18 protein-coding genes are annotated in these 18,891 nt (G+C 63.1%); 15 read left to right on the top strand and 3 right to left on the bottom strand.

Annotated features, from left to right (window positions below; translation table 11 throughout):
- Nucleotides 1–173: 173 nt before the first annotated feature.
- From AB4O36_RS09290 to AB4O36_RS09250, 9 genes are all read left to right on the top strand, one after another.
- Complete coding sequence (locus AB4O36_RS09290; protein ID WP_460141552.1) at nt 174–1,148, top strand: ABC transporter substrate-binding protein; 975 nt, start codon at nt 174–176, stop codon at nt 1,146–1,148.
- Nucleotides 1,145–1,903: an ABC transporter permease gene (locus AB4O36_RS09285; protein WP_460141551.1), complete on the top strand. Its 759-nt coding sequence runs from the start codon at nt 1,145–1,147 to the stop codon at nt 1,901–1,903. Before AB4O36_RS09290 ends, AB4O36_RS09285 begins: the two co-directional genes overlap by 4 nt.
- Nucleotides 1,896–2,543, top strand: coding sequence for an ABC transporter ATP-binding protein (locus AB4O36_RS09280; protein ID WP_460141550.1), 648 nt, complete (start codon nt 1,896–1,898; stop codon nt 2,541–2,543). The genes AB4O36_RS09285 and AB4O36_RS09280 overlap by 8 nt, the downstream gene beginning before the upstream one ends.
- Before the next feature lie 51 nt (nt 2,544–2,594).
- The gene (locus AB4O36_RS09275) at nt 2,595–4,685 is read left to right on the top strand and encodes a TonB-dependent receptor family protein (RefSeq protein WP_460141549.1); all 2,091 of its coding nucleotides are present in this window, start codon (nt 2,595–2,597) and stop codon (nt 4,683–4,685) included.
- A 13-nt stretch (nt 4,686–4,698) separates the two neighbouring features.
- Complete coding sequence (locus tag AB4O36_RS09270) at nt 4,699–5,199, top strand: cupin domain-containing protein (protein ID WP_460141548.1); 501 nt, start codon at nt 4,699–4,701, stop codon at nt 5,197–5,199.
- Nucleotides 5,200–5,202: 3 nt separating this feature from the next.
- Nucleotides 5,203–5,919 (top strand): glutathione S-transferase family protein, encoded by a 717-nt coding sequence (locus AB4O36_RS09265; RefSeq protein ID WP_460141547.1) that lies wholly within the window; start codon nt 5,203–5,205, stop codon nt 5,917–5,919.
- Between the two features lie 100 nt (nt 5,920–6,019).
- Nucleotides 6,020–6,610 (top strand): TetR/AcrR family transcriptional regulator, encoded by a 591-nt coding sequence (locus AB4O36_RS09260; protein ID WP_460141546.1) that lies wholly within the window; start codon nt 6,020–6,022, stop codon nt 6,608–6,610.
- A gap of 91 nt (nt 6,611–6,701) precedes the next feature.
- Nucleotides 6,702–7,403: a cysteine hydrolase family protein gene (locus AB4O36_RS09255; RefSeq protein WP_460141545.1), complete on the top strand. Its 702-nt coding sequence runs from the start codon at nt 6,702–6,704 to the stop codon at nt 7,401–7,403.
- Between the two features lie 55 nt (nt 7,404–7,458).
- Complete coding sequence (locus AB4O36_RS09250; RefSeq protein ID WP_460141544.1) at nt 7,459–7,680, top strand: DUF2798 domain-containing protein; 222 nt, start codon at nt 7,459–7,461, stop codon at nt 7,678–7,680.
- 6 nt (nt 7,681–7,686) lie between these two features.
- Here AB4O36_RS09250 and AB4O36_RS09245 read toward each other — a convergent pair whose 3' ends face one another.
- On the bottom strand, nt 7,687–7,836 hold the full coding sequence (locus AB4O36_RS09245) for a hypothetical protein (protein ID WP_460123934.1): 150 nt from the start codon (nt 7,834–7,836) through the stop codon (nt 7,687–7,689).
- Between the two features lie 124 nt (nt 7,837–7,960).
- Nucleotides 7,961–8,197, bottom strand: coding sequence for a helix-turn-helix domain-containing protein (locus AB4O36_RS09240; RefSeq protein ID WP_460126665.1), 237 nt, complete (start codon nt 8,195–8,197; stop codon nt 7,961–7,963).
- Between the two features lie 270 nt (nt 8,198–8,467).
- Between AB4O36_RS09240 and AB4O36_RS09235 the strand changes: the two genes are divergently transcribed.
- From AB4O36_RS09235 to AB4O36_RS09225, 3 genes are all read left to right on the top strand, one after another.
- Complete coding sequence (locus AB4O36_RS09235) at nt 8,468–9,142, top strand: class II aldolase/adducin family protein (protein ID WP_460123931.1); 675 nt, start codon at nt 8,468–8,470, stop codon at nt 9,140–9,142.
- Nucleotides 9,143–9,410: 268 nt separating this feature from the next.
- Nucleotides 9,411–11,633, top strand: a complete 2,223-nt coding sequence (locus AB4O36_RS09230) for a TonB-dependent receptor (RefSeq protein WP_460123928.1) — start codon at nt 9,411–9,413, stop codon at nt 11,631–11,633.
- Nucleotides 11,634–11,683: 50 nt separating this feature from the next.
- Nucleotides 11,684–12,739: an ABC transporter substrate-binding protein gene (locus tag AB4O36_RS09225; RefSeq protein ID WP_460141543.1), complete on the top strand. Its 1,056-nt coding sequence runs from the start codon at nt 11,684–11,686 to the stop codon at nt 12,737–12,739.
- Nucleotides 12,740–12,823: 84 nt separating this feature from the next.
- On the opposite strand, the gene AB4O36_RS09220 is transcribed toward AB4O36_RS09225, so the two are convergent.
- The gene (locus AB4O36_RS09220; protein WP_460141542.1) at nt 12,824–13,558 is read right to left on the bottom strand and encodes a class II aldolase/adducin family protein; all 735 of its coding nucleotides are present in this window, start codon (nt 13,556–13,558) and stop codon (nt 12,824–12,826) included.
- Between the two features lie 350 nt (nt 13,559–13,908).
- Between AB4O36_RS09220 and AB4O36_RS09215 the strand changes: the two genes are divergently transcribed.
- The 3 genes from AB4O36_RS09215 (at nt 13,909) to AB4O36_RS09205 (ending at nt 18,792) form a co-directional block, all read left to right on the top strand.
- Entirely contained in the window at nt 13,909–15,078 is a 1,170-nt protein-coding gene (locus AB4O36_RS09215) for an LLM class flavin-dependent oxidoreductase (protein ID WP_460123919.1), read from the top strand.
- A gap of 86 nt (nt 15,079–15,164) precedes the next feature.
- Complete coding sequence (locus tag AB4O36_RS09210) at nt 15,165–16,946, top strand: ABC transporter ATP-binding protein (RefSeq protein ID WP_460141541.1); 1,782 nt, start codon at nt 15,165–15,167, stop codon at nt 16,944–16,946.
- Nucleotides 16,939–18,792 carry an ABC transporter ATP-binding protein gene (locus AB4O36_RS09205; protein WP_460141540.1) on the top strand — a complete coding sequence of 618 codons (1,854 nt, stop codon included), beginning with the start codon at nt 16,939–16,941 and terminating at the stop codon, nt 18,790–18,792. The genes AB4O36_RS09210 and AB4O36_RS09205 overlap by 8 nt, the downstream gene beginning before the upstream one ends.
- Nucleotides 18,793–18,891: the final 99 nt, after the last annotated feature.

Here is an 18,891-nt window from a genome sequence, read left to right as displayed (position 1 = left end):
TGATCTGCCAGCAGTCGACGCGATGTTTCATTGGCCAACCCCGCAGCGGATTGACGTGCGGTAGCTATGCACGTCGCTGATGATCGTTTCTGACTTTTGTCATTTTCATCCCGCTGCAAGCAGGCCAATAATGCAAACGATAATACATATCGTTAATTGCGAGTACGTGCACCATGCGACAGTTTTTCCTCTCCCTCGTCTTGTCTGCCAGCCTCGCGGCGGTGGCAGAGCCGGAGCCGGAGCGTGCCGTACTCAATCTGGCCGGCCCGCCCTCGGTGGTCAGCTTTCCGCTGTTCCGTCTGATTGAGCAGAACGCCCTGGCCGCCCAGGCACGCGAGGTGCGTTTTCAGCTCTGGCAGAATGGCGAGCAACTGCGAGCATTGCTGGTGGCTGGCCAGGTCGATTTCAGCGCCGCGCCGAGCACCGTGCCGGCCAATCTCTACAACCGAGGGCAAGCCGTTCGCCTGCTGACGGTATCGGCGTGGGGCGTGCATTGGCTGGTCAGCCGTGATCCGAACGTGCGCGACTTCAGTGACCTGCGCGGCAAGGAACTGGTGGTCCCGCTGCGCCATGACATGCCCGGCATCGTCGTCGATCGCCTGCTCGCGGCCCAGGGCTGGAAGGCCGGGCGCGAGGTGAAGATTCGCTCCGCGCGCGACTTCCCGTCAGCGGTCAACCAGTTGCTGTCCGGCCAGGCCGATCATGCCCTGCTGGTGGAACCGTCGGTGTCCGTGCTGCTGGAACGCAATGCGCGACAACCCGGCGCGGCACCCTTGTATCGGGTCAAGAGCCTGCAAGCACTGTGGGCGGACAGTTTCCCCGAGCAGGCGCAACTGCCCCAGGCCGGGCTGATGGCGTCCGGCGCCGTGGTCAGCGACAAGGCGCTGCTGGCCAGTGTTGCCCAGGCGTATCAGGATGCGAGCCAGTGGTGCCAACAGCAACAACGCGCCTGCGCCGAACTGGCGCACCGTTACCTGCCCCACCTGTCCATCGAGGCCCTGGAGCAGTCGATTGCCCATAGCCCGCTCGACCCGCGGCCAGCCAACCAGGTGCACGCGCAGTTGCAGGCGTTCTATCAATTACTGTTCATCCAGGCCCCCGAACTGATCGGCGGAAGGTTGCCCGACGCGGGGTTGTACGCGCCATGAGCCACACATCCAGACGCTGGGCGCTGCTCGGCACGGTGCTGCTGTTGGCTGGCTGGTGGTTGCTGGCATGGCGCTTCGGCGCATTGCTGGCCGCCACTCCCATGGTGGCGGTCGAACGCTTGTGGCAGCTCATGCAGGACAGCCAGTGGCGGGCCCAGTTAGGCATCAGCCTGCTGCGCATTCTGATCGGTATCGGCGGCGCCACCCTCCTCGGCTTCGGCCTGGGTCTGCTGGCCGGCCTCGATGGGCGGGTTCGCGGTTTGCTCGAGCCCCTGCGCTGGGTGCTGATGGCTACGCCACCCGTGGTGGTCGTGGTGCTGGCAATGATGTGGTTCGGCATGGGCAGCGCCATGGTGATTTTCATGACCACCGTGGTCCTGGCGCCAGGTGTGTACGTCAACACCGTACGCGGCATGGCGCTGCTCGACCCGCAATTGCTGGCGATGGCGCGGGTGTACCGCTTCGGTTTCGTCCTGCGCTTGCGTCATCTGTACATCCCGGCATTGGCCGGACCGTTGTGCGCGGCCCTGCTGATCGCCGGCGCCTCGGGCATTCGCATCGTGGTGATGGCCGAAGTGCTCGGCGCCCAGGAAGGCATCGGCTTTGCCCTGGCCAATGCCCAGAGCGCGTTCGACAGCGGCACCTTATACGCCTGGGTTCTGCTGGTCCTGCTGCTGGTGGCGCTGCTCGAATTCGCGCTGCTGCAACCCCTGCAACGGCGACTGAGCGCATGGAATCGGGTGCCCCATGATTGAAGCTCGGGAAATCGCCGTCCGGTATGGGCAGACGACCGTGCTGCACAACCTGTCGCTGTGCCTCAAGCCGGGCGAACGCATTGGTCTGGTCGGCGCCAGTGGCAGCGGTAAAAGCACCTTGCTGCGCCTGGCCTGCGGCCTGCAAACGGTCGATCAGGGCACGTGGCACAACAGCTTCGAGCGCATCGCGATTGCCTTCCAGCAGCCGACCTTGCTGCCGTGGCGCAACGCCCTGGATAACCTGGTGATCCCGCTGCTCGCCCGTGGCCTGGAACCGGCGCAGGCGCAGCAGCAAGCACGGCAGTGGCTGGCCCGTGTCGGGTTGAGCGACAGCGCCACGCGCTGGCCGGCGCAGTTATCCGGTGGCATGGCGCAACGTCTGGGACTGGCGCGCGCGTTATCGGTCGAGCCTGATCTGTTGCTGCTCGATGAGCCCTTCAGCGCCCTTGATCCGACGCTGCGCCAGACCCTGGCCGAGCTCTGCCAGCAATGGCTGGCCGCCCGCGCCGCGGCATTGATATGTGTCAGCCACCACCCCCAGGAGCTGGCGCCGCTGGTGCAGCGACGCCTGGTATTGATCGACGGCCAGGGACATTGGCAGGACGCCCACGGCCAGCCGTTGGAGGCGCTGCCACCCTGACCGGCAACACCCTCCAGACACCACCAATCTGCTCGCTATCGAGAGAACAGCATGACCGATTACTTCCCCCGCGCGACGGCCATGGTCGCCGCGCTAGGCTTCGCTTTGCCCGTCGGTTACTCCCAGGCCGACGACAGCGTGGTCAATCTGCCCGTCATCGACATCACAGGCCGCGCACAACCCCGTGACGTGCTGGCCCCGAGCGCCGAACAGGAAACGGCCCGCCTGGCCACTGTGCCCGGCGGCACCAATTTCGCCCAGCCGAATCGCGAAACCCGGCTCGGCAGCCTGCGTGACGCCCTCGGCTACCAGCCGGGGATCGTCATCCAGGATTTCTCCGGCGGCATCGACCAGCCACGATTCAACATCCGCGGCTCGGGCATCCAGAGCAACCCGATCAGCCGTGGCGTGCTGTTGCTGGAGGACGGCCTGCCGGTCAACGACGCCGACGGTTCATTCATCATCGGCTTGCTCGAGCCGCGCAACAGCGCGTGGGTCAGCGCCCTGCGCGGTGGCAATGCTCAGAACCCGGCCGCTTCGGCACTGGGTGGCGAAGTCAATTTCCGCACCCTCACCGGCCGCGATGAAAACGGTGCACTGCGCCTGGAAGGTGGCAGCTTCGGTCGCCTGGGCTGGCAAGCCGCGCTGGGTGGCGCCCAGGACCAACTGGACGGCCGCATCAGCGTCACCGGTGACGACTACGACGGCTTCCGCCATCACTCGCAGTCGCAACGCCGAACGTTCAGTAGCAACGTCGGCCTGCGCACCGACAGCGGTTTCGAGAACCGCACCTACCTGTCCTGGGCCGACCTGGATTTCGACATTCCATTCGTGGTGCCCGGCAGCCGTATCGACAGCGATCCGGACGGCGTCATGGGCGATGGCAACACGCCGCAGGACCGCCAGTTGAACGTGTATGCCCGCGACCCCAGCCGCCATATCGAACGCACACGCCTGGTCAACCGCAGCAGTTGGACCCAGGGCGAACTGAACCACACACTCGGCGTCTACTACCAGACCACCAACGACGGTTTCAAAAACCTGTTGGTCGATACCCCGAGTAAAACCGATACCGTCGGTGCGCAATGGGCACTGGATGGCAGCGTCGGGGACCTCGACTACCGCTTCGCCACCGGCGTGGACCACAGCGATATCGACCGTTCGTTCTACGCCGTTTCGCCGGTCAATGGCTCGCGTCTGAGCCACTTTGGCGACTATGAGCTGCAAGCCCGCAACCTGTTTTCCAACCTCGAACTGACCTGGAACATCGACGCCGAGTGGTCGCTGCTGGCCGGCTTGCGCTACACCGACAGCCAGCGGGATGCCAAGGAAAAAAACACGGGCAATCGGCTGGACCAGGATTGGGACTGGCTGGCGCCCAAGATTGGCGTCAACTGGCGGCCCAACGAGCAAATCCGCTGGTACGCCACGCTCAGCACCCAACGGGAAGTGCCGACGTTCTGGGAAATCGTCACCAGCGAGGTCAATGCCGCCAACGCGAACACCACCAGCACCGACCTGCTCAAGTTGCGCGCGCAAAAAGCCCGCACCTTCGAGGTCGGTGTGCAAGGCAACGTGCATCCGCTATTGAACTGGGACATCACGGTCTATCGCTCGGAGATTGAAGACGAACTGATCGCCACCACCGATGCCTCGGGGGTTCGTACCGGCACTTACAACTACGCCGATCGCACGCGTCATCAGGGCGTGGAGCTGGGCCTGCATGGCAACGACGACCATTACAGCTACCGACTGGCCTGGACATACAGCGACTTCCGGTTCGTCGATGGCGATCTGGACGGCAATCGCATCGCCGGTGTGCCGCGCCACATGGTCGACGCCGAAGTGATGCGCAAGTTCGGCCGCTGGCAGGTGGGTGGCAACGTCTACTGGTTGCCCGATGGCTCCCCGGTGGACCACGTCAATACGCCGGGCCTGGAGCAAAACAGCTACGCCCTGTTCGGCCTCAAGGCGATTTATGAAATGGACGATCACTGGACCTTCAACCTGCAAGGCGACAACCTCGGCGACCGTCGCTACGCCAGCTCCTATGTCACCCGTTTGCAGGCCACCGCCGCGCAACCAACGTTCACCGCCGGTAACGGACGCAGCGTTTCCGCCGGCGTGTCGTATCGCTTCTGACCTGGAGTGCCCCATGACTCAATCAATGCTTCACGATGCTTCGGCGAGCTGGCAACGCCCGGCCGGGATGTCCCTGACCGAGTGGATGAACAGCCGCGTGGCCCTGCGTGACGAGCGTCATGCCGACTGGCAGACCTTCGCCCACCAGGCCCGCAAGCAGCCGGAATACGCTCGCGCGCAGATCCGTTATATCGCTGCGGGCAACCAGCCGGGCGCAGTCACGCCGGGCAATTTCGTCTTCCTCAACGTGGTCCTGCCGCCGGGCCACAGCAGCCCGTCGCATCGCCACGAAGACGCCGAGGAGGTGTTCTTCATTCTCCAGGGCCGGGTCAAGATCATCGTGCGCAGTGGCGAGGAAACGTTTGAACAGGTGCTCGGCCCTTGGGATTTGTTCTCCGTGCCGCCCGGTCTCTACCGCCAGGAAATCAATGTCGGCGCCCATGACGCCGTGATGTGCGTCGTGCTCGGCACCCACCAGCCCCTTCCCCCTGTCATGCAATCCAGCGAGGTATAACTCATGTCGCAACACACCGATTTCACGTTATACGGCGCCGGCAGTTCCACGGTCATGAAAGTGGCGTTGATGCTTGAGGAACTCGGCTTCGCTTACCGTTTCGAGCACGTCGATATCTTTCGTGGCGATCAGTTCAGCCCTGCGTTCCTTGAACTCAATCCCAACGGTCGCGTACCGGTGCTGATGGATCATTGTCATGGCAGAACCTTGTTCGAGTCCGGGGCGATCCTGATTTACCTGGCCGAGCAATCGGGTCGCTTTCTGCCACCGACCGGTGATGCGCGCTACGAGGTACTGCAATGGCTGATGCTGGAAGTCAGCGGCCTGAGCCCGACCTTTGGCCAGCATCTGCACTTCACGCGTTTCGAACCACAGGCCAGTGATTACGCCCGCGAACGCTACACCAGCCAGGCGATCCGCCTGATGGATGTCTTTGAGCAACGCTTGCAGCAACGCGAATTCCTCTGCGCCGATCAATACAGCATTGCCGACATGGCCGCCTTTGCCTGGCTGGTACGTTTGGATGGCTTGCAGTTGCCCAGCGCTGGCCGACCCAACCTCGCCCGCTGGTGCGCCACCATTGCCGCGCGCCCGGCAGCGAGGCGCATGGAGCAACTGGCGCGCAATGTTCGCGAGGAAGCCGCGCAGCACCGCAGTCAGGCAAGCGCCGATGACCTGGATCACCTGTTCGGGCGCGGACAGTACCTGCGTAGTCGCTGATGGCTCGACCGGTCGCTGCAGATTTTTGCAGCGACCGGTTGACGATTAATAGATGACCAGTTAGTTTATTAAAACTCTCTCACCACTGGATGTCTCCGCCATGGCTCGCCCGGTCAACCTTGAAGTCAGATCCCGTTTGCTGTCGATTGGCCGCCAAGTGGTTCACGACCGGGGCTTCAACGGCTGTGGCGTTCAGGACATCACCGCCGCCGCCGAGATTCCCAAGGGTTCTTTCTACAATTACTTCGCCAGCAAGGAAGACTTCGCGGCAGAGATCCTCGAGGAATACTGGACCTCGATCGAAACCCGCCATGGGCCGATCTTCTACGACGCCCGGGTCAAGCCGCTGGAGCGCATCAGCCAATTCTTCCAGGCCTTGGTGCATGAGCACGGCGAGCATGAATACAGTCTGGGCTGCCTGATCGGCAACCTGTCCCTGGAAATGTCCAATGGCAGCGAACAAACCCGCAAGCGTCTGGCCGACGTGCTGGCGCGCTGGGAAGGTTTGCTCGCCAGCTGCCTGCGTGAAGCGCAACAGCGCCGCGAACTGACTGAAACCTGTAACGCCGACGAGTTGGCGGCCATCATGGTAGAGGGCTGGGAAGGCGCAGTCATGCGCGGCAAGGTCCTGCGAAACGGTGCACCCCTGCAGCGTTTCGTATCGATGGTTTTGCCTCGGCTATGGGAGTGAGTTTTTTTTGCTCACTTAGTAAGCCGACTGGTCATTTATATAAAGCAACATCCACGTCTCATCCACGCAAGAACCCAAGAGGTAAACCGTCATGAGCCATCTGTACGCCGACCCCGCTGAACCCGCACTGCCTGGCACTGGTTTCAAGCTCGACCTGAGCAAAGCCGCCTTGGTGGTCATCGACCCGCAGAACGACTTCCTCAGCCCTACCGGCGCCAGTTGGGCGGTGTTCGGTGACAGCATCGTCGAGAACAACACCGTCGAGAACCTTGAAAAGTTGTTCAAGGCTTTCAAGGCGCAGAAACTGCCCGTCGCCGTGTCGCCGCATTATTACTACCCGCACGACCATGACTGGCATTTCGGCGGACCGCTGGAAAAGGTCATGCACAGCATCTGCATGTTCGACCGCAAAGGACCGAACACCCTGGAAAATTTCGAAGGCTCCGGCGCGGATTTCCTAGAGGCTTACAAGCCTTACATCCTTGATGGCGAGACCATCATCGCCTCGCCGCACAAGGTCTACGGCCCGGAGACCAACGACCTGGCGCTGCAATTGCGCAAGAAAGGCGTGTCGCAGATCATCCTCGCCGGCATGGCTGCCAACCTGTGTGTGGAATCACACCTGCGTGAACTGCTCGAACAGGGTTTTGAGATTGTCGTGGTCCGCGACGCCACCGCCGGCCCACGCCTGCCGGATGGCGATGGCTACCTGTCGGCCATCATCAACTACCGCTTCCTGGCTCACGGGCTGTGGACCACCGAAGAGACCATCGCGAAACTGCAACCGGCTTGACCGTCCCCGAGCGGCCGGGCATCGCGCCCCGCCGCTCTTTCTCGAGAACACTCCGATGAAAATCCCCGCCCGTTATGAGCATTTCGTTTTCGGCGTCGTTCAATCCGGCCTGACGTGCGCGGTCGCGGCCGCCATCGCCACCACTCCCCATGCGTTCGACCTCGTCTTCGCCACCCGTTGGTTGAACGCGTGGGTGCTGTCGTGGGTGATGATGCTGCCGGTGGTGGTGCTGGCGGCGCCGGCGATTCGGCGGGTGGTGCGGCGGATGATTGGCTGAATGGCGTTACTTGCCTTCGTCAGCCTTTCCTTCCTGCATTTGCACGGAAGACTTGCTGCCGTCGGTGTTGTCCTTGGTGGTGTTGTTCGAACTGTCGAAGCAACCGTGCAGCGCGAACAGGCTGCATAGCAGCAGGGACATACGGATCGTGTTCATCATGATTTCCTCCACATGGGTCATTCATCTGTGTGGAAGGAAGACAGTGCGTTCAACACACCTGATGAGCGGTCCATGTCACTTATATTGCCTGACACGCCGCAATCGCGACGCTTCGACAAGCTCATTCCTGCAGAGCGCCGGTGCGGCGATATCGGCCGGGGGATGTACCGTGAACGCGACGGAAGGCCACGCCAAATGCGGCGTCGGATAAATAGCCCAGCGAAGCGGCTACCGCCGAGACGCTCTCACTGCCCTGCTGCAAACGCGACGCGGCCACGCGCATGCGCCAGTGTGCGGCATATTCAACAGGCGCTTGCCCCACCTGCGCCTTGAACCTTGCGGCAAGGGTGTGGCGCAGTGGGCTGCCGATCCGGAGCTGGCTGAGCGTCTTTGGAAAGTCTCCCGGGAGTGGACGGCGATGGATCTGTGCTAACTGACGGGCCAGACTGCTTATTCACTGCTGCTCATCCAGCACATTGACATCGGCCGTCGCCCGCCACCCAACGCGTCGCTCGGCCGCGCCCTTGCTGGCCGGCCTCACCCACCCCAATTACCCTCATGGCACGCCCTGTGCTCTCCCGGATGACGTGCAACGTGATCGCACCGACATCCCCACAGGAGAACCCACATGTCTGCCCTTGAACCCACCGCCGATATCGACCTGCTCGCCTACATCGAACAGGCCCGCCTCGATGCCGTTCACGCCTTCGACACCCTGCGCAGCAATGGCACGTTGTCAGCGAGCCTGACGTTCCACATTTCCCAGCGAATCCCCGGTACCGACCGCTTGCTGGGCATCCGCTTCCCCGGCGGCCTGGCCCGCGATCAGGCGCCGAAAATCACCCTGAGCGCCTTCGCCGATCACCCGGATTCGTTGCTCAATGAACCCCGCTTGCAAGCCGACACCCTGATCCACGTGCACACCGCGTGGCTGTCGGCCTGGTCCCTGGCACACAAGCCGTTCCCGATTCTCTATGTCGCCGCGGCGCGGCACCTGCTCGCGCGCGAAATCCCCAACCACCTGGAGCGCACGCGCAGCGCGTTGTCGGTGATTCGCGAGCGCCTGGACAATCACCCGCAGCTGGCTCCCCCGCCGGCCCTGCTGGAATCCAACGGCGGTGCCAACTTCTGGGGCCAGGGAATCCTCAAGACCTCGGAGATCATCCTGTTCGTCGAAGAGGCCGCGCGGTATCAGGCCATTGCCGAACAATTGGGGGGTGCCCAGGTGTACACGCCCGGCGCGCTGGAACTGCAATGGCAACGCACCGGTTTGCTCGAACGCTCCAAAGCCTATAGCGGTTGAACCCTCCCACTGAAGACACGGGTGCTGCTCCAGCAGCACCCGCGCAGCAGGTGCGTGCAGACCAGCAGCCTGACAGCCCACGATCCGCCAACATCTCAACCAGGTTGATTTTTTATCCTTTAATTTCAATAAGATAGAATTAATTTCGACGTTCTCCATTTTCGGTACGGTTGTTGCGACAGCCCCTGCAAACGGGCTGCTACACAGACCCGATGTCCGCCTTGCGAGAGTCTTGAAACTCTCTTCCGAAGCCGTAATGGGGAGCACTATGTTCAAACGCACACGTATATCCATCGCCGTCGCTGTCAGCCTGGGGAGCCTCTGCATCAACAGCAGCTACGCCGATGAAAACCTTGACTCGAGCGCAGCCACCAACACCGGCTCGACACTGGAAAAAGTCACGGTCACCGCACAGAAGCGCGAAGAAACCGTGCAGGACGTGCCTTCGTCGATCTCGGTGCTCAGCGGTGACAAAATCCGCGAGGCCTCGCTCAATTCGGCCAACGAAATCACCCGCTACATTCCCAACGCCTCGGCCGGTACCGTCGATGGCCATGGCCGGCCGCGCTGGTGGATCCGTGGCCTGGGCACCGGTGACCAGGGCGCCAACACCGTGAGCCCGGTGGGCATCTACATGGATGACGTGTACATCTCCAACATCAGCGCCACCGGGTTCCCGCTGTTCGACCTGGACCGTGTCGAAGTGCTGCGCGGTCCGCAGGGCACCTTGTGGGGCAAGAACACCACGGGCGGCGCGATCAACTTCATCTCGAAAAAACCGACCTTCAAGGATGACGGCTACTACAAGCTCGACGTCGGCAACTATGCCAGCCGCGCCGTCGAAGGCGCGGTGGGCGGTGCACTGGTCGACGACAAGCTGGCGGCCCGCGTGGCGATCCGTCACCAGGCCAACGACGGCTACAACGAGAACAAGGCCAACGGCAACGACCGTGGCGCTCTGGAAGACGATGCGATCCGCCTGCAATTTCTCGCCGTGCTGTCGGACGACCTGGAGGCCAACGTCAACTTCCACAGCCGTCGCTACCATGACACCGGCAGCTCCAGTTCCGTCAACTACGGTATCGGGCCGAACGGCAACAACCAGTTCGGCTATCACGTGGACCCCAAGCAAGGCGATGTGTACTACAACGCCAAGAACACCGCGAACATCGAGCAGGACGGCGGCAATCTCAACCTGATCTGGCAGTTGGGCGACCTGCAACTGACCTCCATCACCGCCTTCGAATCGTTCGAGCGTGATGCCCTCAGCGACAGCGATAACACGCCACTGGAATTGCAACGCGGCTACGCCTACGCCAACAGCAAGCAGTTCTCCCAGGAACTGCGCCTGGCCTCACCCAGCACCGACCGGCTGAACTGGGTGGCGGGCCTGCACTACTTCAACGAAGACCTCGACGCCAAGAGCGCCAACGGCACGCTGACCAACACCTACGTCAACCGCAGCTACAACCGCGTGGCCTACGACCAGAAAACTGAAAGCTACGCGCTGTTCGGCAGCGTGACCTACAACTTCACCGATGACTTCAGCCTGACCGGTGGCCTGCGCTGGACCCGTGAACGCAAGTCCATCGACCTCAACCGCGTGGCCAACATTGGCCAGGCCAGTTTCGGCGGCGGCGATTGGTGGAAACCGGAAAACATCACCTCACCCCTGGGCATCACCGCTGTGCAGGACGAAAGCAACACCTGGAGCGACTGGACCTACGACCTGACCCCGCAATACAGGCTGTCGGATAACGCCCGGGTGTACTTCAAGTACTCCAAGGGCTTTCGTTCCGGCGGCTACAACGCCGGGGTGACCACGCAATCGACCGTCGCCACGGTGGACCCGGAATACCTCACCGCCTACGAACTGGGCCTGAAGTCCGAGTGGTTCGACGGCCGCCTGAACGCCAATGCCAGCCTGTTCTACTACGACTACGAAGACATCCAGTTGAACATCGTGTCGGCGATCAACAACCAGACCGTGTCGCGCCTGGCCAACGGCGCACAGGGCGAAGCCTATGGCGCCGAGTTCGAGCTGGAAGCCATCCCGCTGGAAAACCTGCACGTCAACTTCGGCCTGGGGCTGTTGCACACCGAGTTCACCGACTACACCTCGGGGCCCAACGATTATTCGGGCAACAAATTCGTGCGTGCACCGAACGTCTCGGCGGTGATCGGCGCCGACTACCGCATTCCATTGAATGTCGGAGGCGCTGTCGTCGTAGGCACCGACTGGGACACCCGTAGCCGCCAGTACTACTTCACCAACGACCAGAGCCAGAACATGCGCAGCGGTGGCTACACCCTGGGTAATGCGCGGGTCACCTATGAATTGCCAGGCGGCAAGACCGAGGTCACTGGATACGTGCACAACCTCACCGACAAGGAATATCGCAGCCACACCTTGCCCGGCGGCTTCCAGAGCGCCGGGGTGATGTTTGGCGACCCGCGCACCTTCGGCGTTTCGCTGACCAGCCGCTTCTGATCAACCGCGGTGGCAGGCCTTGCCCGCCACCGCCCCACAGGGCAGACCCCATGAAACTATTACGTCTACTTCCGTCCCGGCTGCTGCTCTCTGCGACCTTGACGCTGGGTCTCGTCGCCAGCCAGTCGGGCTTCGCCGCCGCGCCGCTGAAAACCGTGCGCATCGCCACCGTAGCCTACTCAAACGCCGGCAAGATCACCTTCAACGGCCCGACCTACCTGATGGACAAGGACCCCTGGCTCAAGGAACAGCTGGCCAAGCGCGGCATCGAGCTGCAATGGGTGCCGGCCGCCACCGCCTCGGTGGGCACCTTCGTCAACGAAGAGTTTGCCAACAAGCGCATCGACTTCGCCTTCTACGGCGACCTGCCGAGCATCATCCTCAACGCTTCCGGCGTGTCGACCAAACTGATCGCCGCCGGCGGCACCGGCAATAATGTGTACCTGGTGGTGCCGCCGGACTCCACTGCAACGTCGATCGACGACCTCAAGGGCAAGCGCGTGGCCTTGCATCGCGGTCGGCCGTGGGAGCTGTCGTTTGCCAAGCTGCTGGAATCGCGCAAGCTCACCTTCGATGACTTTCGCATGTTCAACCTCAACCCGCAGGCCGGCGGTGCCGCGTTGAGCGCCGGGCGGATCGACGGCTTCTTCACCCTGAGCGACGCCTACCTGCTGGAAGACAAGCAAGTCGGCAAGATCATCTGGTCGAGCAAGCAGGCGCCGGCCGACTGGAAGATGCGTGCTGAACTGTTCGGCGCCAGCGATTTCGTCGCCGAGCAGCCGGAAGTCACGCAACTGGTGGTGGATGCCTATCTGAAGGCCCTGCAATGGGCGGCGCAGGAACAGCACAAGGCCGAATACATCGAGTTGCTCTCGCAATCGGGCCAGCCACAGAGCGTGTTGCTGCGCGAAGTGAACGGCGAGCCCTGGAAGGACCATTTCAGCCCGCTGATCGACACCACCCTGCGCCAGCACTACCAGGACGGCATCGCCTACAGCCTACAGGCCAAACTGATCCGCAAGGACGTCAAGGTCGATGACCTGCTCGACGACCGCTTTGTCGAACAGGGCCTGAAGAACCTCAACCTGCCGTCTGAATGGAAGTGAAAAACAAAGCCCCGCAACGGCGGGGCTGTTATTTCCTCACGCCAAACCCGTCATCCTGACGAGTATGGCCTGCTTGCTGAATCCTCAGGCGGCGTTTTCCAGCAGCTTCTTGCCCTGCTCCCACAGCCCGGTCATGTTCCATTGCTGCTCCAGCACACCCGGTCCGAATTCCTTCGAGCCGCCCAGACCTTCGGCCAGGCCCTGGAACCAGGCGCCCTCTTCGATCAGCAGGATCAACTTGGACACCGCAACGATGCCTGCTCCCCAGAACGTCGCACCGCCATTAGCCTCCAGGATCGCCGGCAGATGAGGATCGCGCGCCAGGTTCTCGAGGATGAAATCTGGCTCTGCCTGGCGGCGATCCACGTAGATCGGCAACTCACGGGCCAGGGTCACCCGTTGGGACGCGGCGTAGCGGATCGGCAACACCCGGTGGGCACTGGCCCAACCACCCAGCCACGGTGTATGCACATGGATCACCAGGTTGATGTCCGCGCGCTCGGCGAAGATCTTCGCGTAACGTCGGCCGTTGCCACCGGCCTTGCTGCCGCTGAGCGGGGAGGAACCGGGAACGGACTCGTCCAGGTACAACACGCCGTCATGGTCCGCGACCACAGCACGGATCTCTTCATCATCGGCCCATGGGCCTGGCGCATGCAGGGCAATCACAAGACGGCTGTCAGGCACGCGCAGATAAGCCTGAAAGGTGTTGGTGGCGGTCAGGGTGCGGGTATTTTTCAGCACACGGTAGGCCTTGGCAAAATCGCGCTTTGCCTGGTCCAGGTAGGTCAGATGTTCGGCAGTCAACACGTGGGTCATGGCACAACACTCCAGCAGATCGATTGAGAATGCCGAACCTCAGTCCAGGCATAACGAACGCTAGAGCACTTCCTGTGCCAGTCTGCGACCGCCCTCTAATCATTTGTTTTCAAAGGATTTTATCGAATCCTCAAGAACGCCTCGAGGTGATCGCCGCGATCTTGCTGCATCACCAGCACGACTTGCTGCTGCGCTGCTGCTCCACCAGCAACCCGTCTGCCTGGCACCGGTCAATACCGCGCAAAGCCGCGGCGCACGGTGCCCCGAACCCTTGGCACAGCCGTTGCAATAATGCTCTTACCGCGGCGTTCGTACCGACCGGCCCGAGTATTGCGATTCAGGAGTTTTGCATGAGTACCGAATTTTTCTGGCGCCTGCCCCTGGGCAGTGACGGGCATCACCTGGCCACCGACAAGAACACCCGAGGCGCAGCGATTCATCGCCCGGGCAACATCGCCCCTGGCCGCCTGCCCAACGGCGAGCCGGATGGTTTCACCTACATCGACTACATCGCCCAGGTGGCCAAGGCTGCCGAGCTCGCGGGTTTCGAAGGCGCTCTGCTGCCCACCGGTCCGGAGCCCTGGATCGCCGCGGCGGCGCTGGCGCGTGAGACCCGCCGGATCAAGTTCCTGATCGCGTTCCAGGCCACCTGGACCCTGCCCGCCTACGCCGCCCAGCAAGCGGCCATCCTGCAGAACCTCAGCCATGGCCGCCTCGACTGGAACATCATCACCGGCGGTAACCCCGCCGCCCAACGCGCCAACGGCGACTTTCTGAGCCACGACCTGCGCTACAAGCGCACGGGCGAGTTTCTCGACATCATCCAGGGCCTCTGGGAGAACGAGACGTTCTCCTACCAGGGCGATATTTACCAACTGGAAAACGGTTCGCTGCCACGGGGCCTGACCCACGAGCGCAAGCCGAGCGTGTACTTCTCCGGGTTCTCCGACCCGGCGCTGGACGTCGCCGCCCGTCACGCCGATGTCTACCTGAACTGGGCCGAGCCGGTGGACAAACTCAAGCCGCACATCGAGCGGGTGCGCGAACTGGCCGACAAGCAGGGGCGTGAAGTGCGCTTCGGCATTCGTATCGATCTGTTCGCCCGCGAGACCGAAGAAGCCGCCTGGTCGGAACTGCGCCGCCAGTACGAGCGCATCGACGCTAAAACCAGCGAGTTCATCAAGGGCTTCGCCAGCGGCTCGGATTCGGTCGGGGCTGCACGCCAGACGGCTTACCACCAGAACAGCGAACGCTTCGAAGACCTGATCGTCGGTCCCAACCTCTGGGCCGGTTTCGGCAAGGCCAAGCCAGGCCCGACCATTGGCCTGGTCGGCAGCCACGAGAACGTCGCTGAACGCCTGGCCGAATACCGCGATGCCGGCTTCTCGACCTTCATCCTGGCCGGCAACCCGCACCTGGAAGAAGCCCTGCGCATCGGCCAGGAAGTGCTGCCGCTGGTGCATCAGCGTCCCGTCGTAGACGCAACTGCTGAGGCGAGCCCGCTGAAGATCGCCGGCTGACCCACCGAACAGCCCCCTCCACCCTGCCCCGCACACACTCCGGTGTCTGCGGGGTTTTCACGATCCAGGCATCAAGAAGTGAACCCATGATCGAGCACTACCCTTTGCTGCGCAGTCTGCTGATCTACCGAGAAATGCCGCGGCGCTTCGCCCTAACCGCCTTGCTGTTCATCGTCGTCAGCGCTGGGCTGGCCGTCCAGCAATGGCTGGTGGGGCATGCCCTGAACGAGGTCAACAACGGCCAGGCCGTTGTTCGCCTGGAGGACGGCAGCCTCGATGCCAGTCGCGCGTGGCTGTGGTTCTGGCTGTTGCTCGGCGTGGCGCTGGTGCGCGGCGTGGCCCAGTACACCAGCGGCGTGCTGTCGCTGATCCTCAGTCAGGCCCTGCTCACCCGCCTGCGCGAACGCATCCTGCAACAGGTGCAGACCCTGCCGCTGGGTTATCACTGGGAGCACGGCATGGGCGAGATGATCAGCCGCACCACCCGCGATGCCGACAAGCTGCGCGATGCGCTGATCAGTTTCTGGCGGCAACTGGTGGAAACCCCCTTGATCCTGTTGGCCACGGTCGGCCTGCTGGCCTGGTACAACGCCTGGCTGGGCTTGGTGCCACTGTTGTTGACCGGGCTGGGGCTGTGGATCTTCGTGCGCCAGACCGAGCGCCTGCTGGTCCTCGACCGCGAAGTCGGGGCAGCCTACGACCGGGTCAACCAGGACCTCAGCGAAGGCATCGGCGGCGTGCGGGTGATCAAGTCGTTCGCCCTGGAGGCTCAGCGAATCGAGCGCTTCAGCCAACAGGTCGGCTTTTTTGCCGAACAGGCGCGCCTGGCCCTGGCGTTTGCCAGTTCACGCATCCCGCTGCCACAGGTGATCGTCGCCTTGAGCCATGTGTGGATCTTCGTCTATGGCGCCCTGCTGGTACGCGACGGTCACCTGGGCATTGGCGAATGGGTGACGTCGCTGCTGATCGCGACCACCCTGGTGTTTCGTATCGAAGGCATCGGCCGAGTGATGCAGGTGTTCGCCGACGCGCGCTCGTCGGCCGAGCGGATCTGGCAACTGCTCGATGCGCCGCACACTATCCAGGGCGGCAGCCAAGCGTTGTCGCCCCAGCCACTGGGGCTGCGTTTCGAACAGGTCACGGTGCACGCCCCCGGCGGCGGTCGCAGCATCCTGCACAACTGCAGCTTCACCCTAGAGCCCGGCGAGATCGTCGCCCTGGTGGGGGCCACGGGCGCCGGCAAGAGTCTGCTGGCCAGCCTGCTGCCGCGCCTGACCGAAGCGCAACAGGGCGCGGTGTCGCTCGGTTCCAGCCGTGACGGCTGGCAGGACGTGCGCACGCTCGATCTGGACGCCCTGCGTAAACGCGTGCACGTCGTACCTCAGGAAAGCTTTCTGTTTTCCGACACCCTGGCCGCCAACCTGCGCCTGGCTGCCCCGCACGCCAGTGACGACGAGCTGCGTCAGGGCCTGAGCCTGGCCGCCGCCGACGACGTCCTGGAACGGTTGCCCCATGGTCTGGACACCGCGCTGGGCGATCGTGGCGTCACCCTGTCCGGCGGTCAGCGCCAACGCCTCAACCTCGCCCGTGCCCTCTTGGCACGTCCCGACATCCTCTGCCTGGATGACGCCACCAGTGCGCTGGACGCCCTCACCGAGCGCCGGGTGATCCACAACATTCGCGGCCTGCACCAACACCAGGGGCAGACCACCACGCTGCTGATCGTCTCCAGCAAACTGTCGACCATCCTGCTCGCCGATCGTGTGCTGGTGCTCGCCGACGGGCACATCACCGACAGCGGAACACACGGCGAACTGGTTCGGCGCAACGCCTTCTATCGTGATCTGCTGGGGATCGAACATGGCTAATCCACTGCCTGGCAAGGCGCTGAGCGACATCGAAATCGAAGAGGCCCTGGCCAAGAAAGGCCTGGACCGCAGCATGTTCAGCCGCCTGCTGCCGCTGCTCGGCCCGGTGCGTTCACGCATCCTCGCGGTGATCGGGCTGGAATTGCTGCTGGTGCTCGCAGTGTTCCTACGCCCGTGGTTCGTCCGCGAGCTGCTTGATCGCGGGCTGGTCCGGCAAGGCGATACGTGGCTGCTCGACCTGGCGTTGGTCGGCGTGTTGGGGCTGGGCCTGGCGGCCACCTGGGCTGCACGGTTCCTGCTGGCCGGGCTTTCGCAGTACATCGCCGGCAGCGCCGCGATCCGCGTGCTCAACGACCTGCGGGTGCGCGTGTTCAGCCATGTGCAGGCGCTGAGCATCGGTTACTTCGACCGGACCAAGGCCGGGCGGATCATTTCCCGCGCCGACCGCGATGTCGACAGCCTCGAAGCGTTGCTGATCCAGGGCCCGCCGGAACTGCTGGGCGCCCTGCTGCGCTGCAGTGTCGCCTCGATCATGTTGTGGCTGATCTCGCCGCTGTTTTTTATCGGAGTGGCCGGCATCGTGCCGTTGTTGTTCATCGCCACCTGGAGCTTCAAGCGCATCTCGCAACGCACCTGGGCCAGGGTCGCGGAAAACCGCAGCCGCTTCACCGCGCACCTGGTGGAAACCGTGGCCGGAGCGCGCATGATTCAGCAATGCGTGCAGCAGCAATCCAACAGCCTGCGCTATCGCCGCCTGCTCGAAGACTTCAACGACGCTCTGATCGGCGGCAACCTGCGCTCCGGTTGGTTTGCACCGTTTACCGGGCTGCTCGCGGCTCTAGGCATGGCGGTGTTGCTGATGCTCGGCGCCCATGGCCTGGCCAACCAGCAACTCACCGTCGGGCAAGTGGCCGAGAGCCTGTTCTACGTGATGCTGTTCCTCGGTCCCTTGCAGGAACTGTCCGATCTGTTCGAACGTTACGCCACCGGTTCAGCCTCGGCCCAGCGGATTTTCCTGTTGCTCGATACCCAGCCGGAAATCGTCGATAGCCGCACCCCCACTGCATTGGAAAAAGCCCGTGGCGCGGTGAACTTCGAGCACGTCACCTTCGCCTACCTGCCCGGCGCATCGGCGGTCATCAAGGATTTCAGCCTGCGCATTGCCGCCGGTGAAGTGTTGGCGCTGGTCGGCCCGTCCGGGCATGGCAAGAGCACGCTGGTGCAACTGCTCACGCGTTTCTACGAAGTGCAACATGGCGTGGTGACGCTCGACGGCATCGACATCCGCCATCTGACACAACAGCAATTACGCCGCAATGTCGGCGTTGTCCTTCAGGACAACGTGCTTTTCAGTGGCACGATCCTCGACAACCTGCGCCTGGCCCGTCCGGGGGCCAGCGACGCGCAACTGATCGAAGCCGCGCAGGCCCTGGGGGCCGATGAAGTGCTGGAGCGCCTGCCCCAGGCCTACCACACCGAAGTCGGCGCACTGGGCGCGCACTTGAGCCATGGCCAGCGGCAACTGGTGTGCCTGACCCGCGCGTTCCTCGCCGACCCCGCAGTGCTGGTGCTCGACGAGGCGACCTCGGCCGTCGACATCCATACCGAGCGGCGCATCCAGAAAGCCCTGCGGCGCCTCTGTGAAGGTCGTACGGCGATCATCATCGCCCATCGCCTGGCGACCATTCGTGACGCCGACCGTATAGGCGTGGTGCGCAATGGCGAGCTGATCGAACTGGGCAATCACACCGCGCTGCTCAGCCAGGGCGGGGCGTACGCCGCGCTGTATCGCACTTACGAACACAACGAGCACACGCCCGCCGCGCTGCAACCGACCAGCGCCTGAAGTGCTGCTGATCACCCACCGACCTTGCTGATCGATTGCTGCTACAGCAGCAATCGAGCCTCCCAGCCTTCACGCCCCTTCCGGCAAAGTCCCGCAAAC

Source organism: Pseudomonas sp. S2_E01 (assembly GCF_054668365.1).
Note: the sequence above shows the minus strand (reverse complement) of the source record. Positions and strands in the feature narration are given on the sequence as shown.

Bases quoted from the DNA above. Each gene is read 5' to 3' on its own strand.
- AB4O36_RS09245 (WP_460123934.1), bottom strand. From the start codon at position 7,836: ATGAACACGATCCGTATGTCCCTGCTGCTATGCAGCCTGTTCGCGCTG.
- AB4O36_RS09235 (WP_460123931.1), top strand. From the start codon at position 8,468: ATGTCTGCCCTTGAACCCACCGCCGATATCGACCTGCTCGCCTACATC.
- AB4O36_RS09215 (WP_460123919.1), top strand. From the start codon at position 13,909: ATGAGTACCGAATTTTTCTGGCGCCTGCCCCTGGGCAGTGACGGGCAT.
- AB4O36_RS09260 (WP_460141546.1), top strand. From the start codon at position 6,020: ATGGCTCGCCCGGTCAACCTTGAAGTCAGATCCCGTTTGCTGTCGATT.
- AB4O36_RS09220 (WP_460141542.1), bottom strand. From the start codon at position 13,558: ATGACCCACGTGTTGACTGCCGAACATCTGACCTACCTGGACCAGGCA.
- AB4O36_RS09225 (WP_460141543.1), top strand. From the start codon at position 11,684: ATGAAACTATTACGTCTACTTCCGTCCCGGCTGCTGCTCTCTGCGACC.
- AB4O36_RS09275 (WP_460141549.1), top strand. From the start codon at position 2,595: ATGACCGATTACTTCCCCCGCGCGACGGCCATGGTCGCCGCGCTAGGC.
- AB4O36_RS09280 (WP_460141550.1), top strand. From the start codon at position 1,896: ATGATTGAAGCTCGGGAAATCGCCGTCCGGTATGGGCAGACGACCGTG.
- AB4O36_RS09210 (WP_460141541.1), top strand. From the start codon at position 15,165: ATGATCGAGCACTACCCTTTGCTGCGCAGTCTGCTGATCTACCGAGAA.
- AB4O36_RS09285 (WP_460141551.1), top strand. From the start codon at position 1,145: ATGAGCCACACATCCAGACGCTGGGCGCTGCTCGGCACGGTGCTGCTG.
- AB4O36_RS09270 (WP_460141548.1), top strand. From the start codon at position 4,699: ATGACTCAATCAATGCTTCACGATGCTTCGGCGAGCTGGCAACGCCCG.
- AB4O36_RS09230 (WP_460123928.1), top strand. From the start codon at position 9,411: ATGTTCAAACGCACACGTATATCCATCGCCGTCGCTGTCAGCCTGGGG.
- AB4O36_RS09265 (WP_460141547.1), top strand. From the start codon at position 5,203: ATGTCGCAACACACCGATTTCACGTTATACGGCGCCGGCAGTTCCACG.
- AB4O36_RS09205 (WP_460141540.1), top strand. From the start codon at position 16,939: ATGGCTAATCCACTGCCTGGCAAGGCGCTGAGCGACATCGAAATCGAA.
- AB4O36_RS09290 (WP_460141552.1), top strand. From the start codon at position 174: ATGCGACAGTTTTTCCTCTCCCTCGTCTTGTCTGCCAGCCTCGCGGCG.
- AB4O36_RS09250 (WP_460141544.1), top strand. From the start codon at position 7,459: ATGAAAATCCCCGCCCGTTATGAGCATTTCGTTTTCGGCGTCGTTCAA.
- AB4O36_RS09255 (WP_460141545.1), top strand. From the start codon at position 6,702: ATGAGCCATCTGTACGCCGACCCCGCTGAACCCGCACTGCCTGGCACT.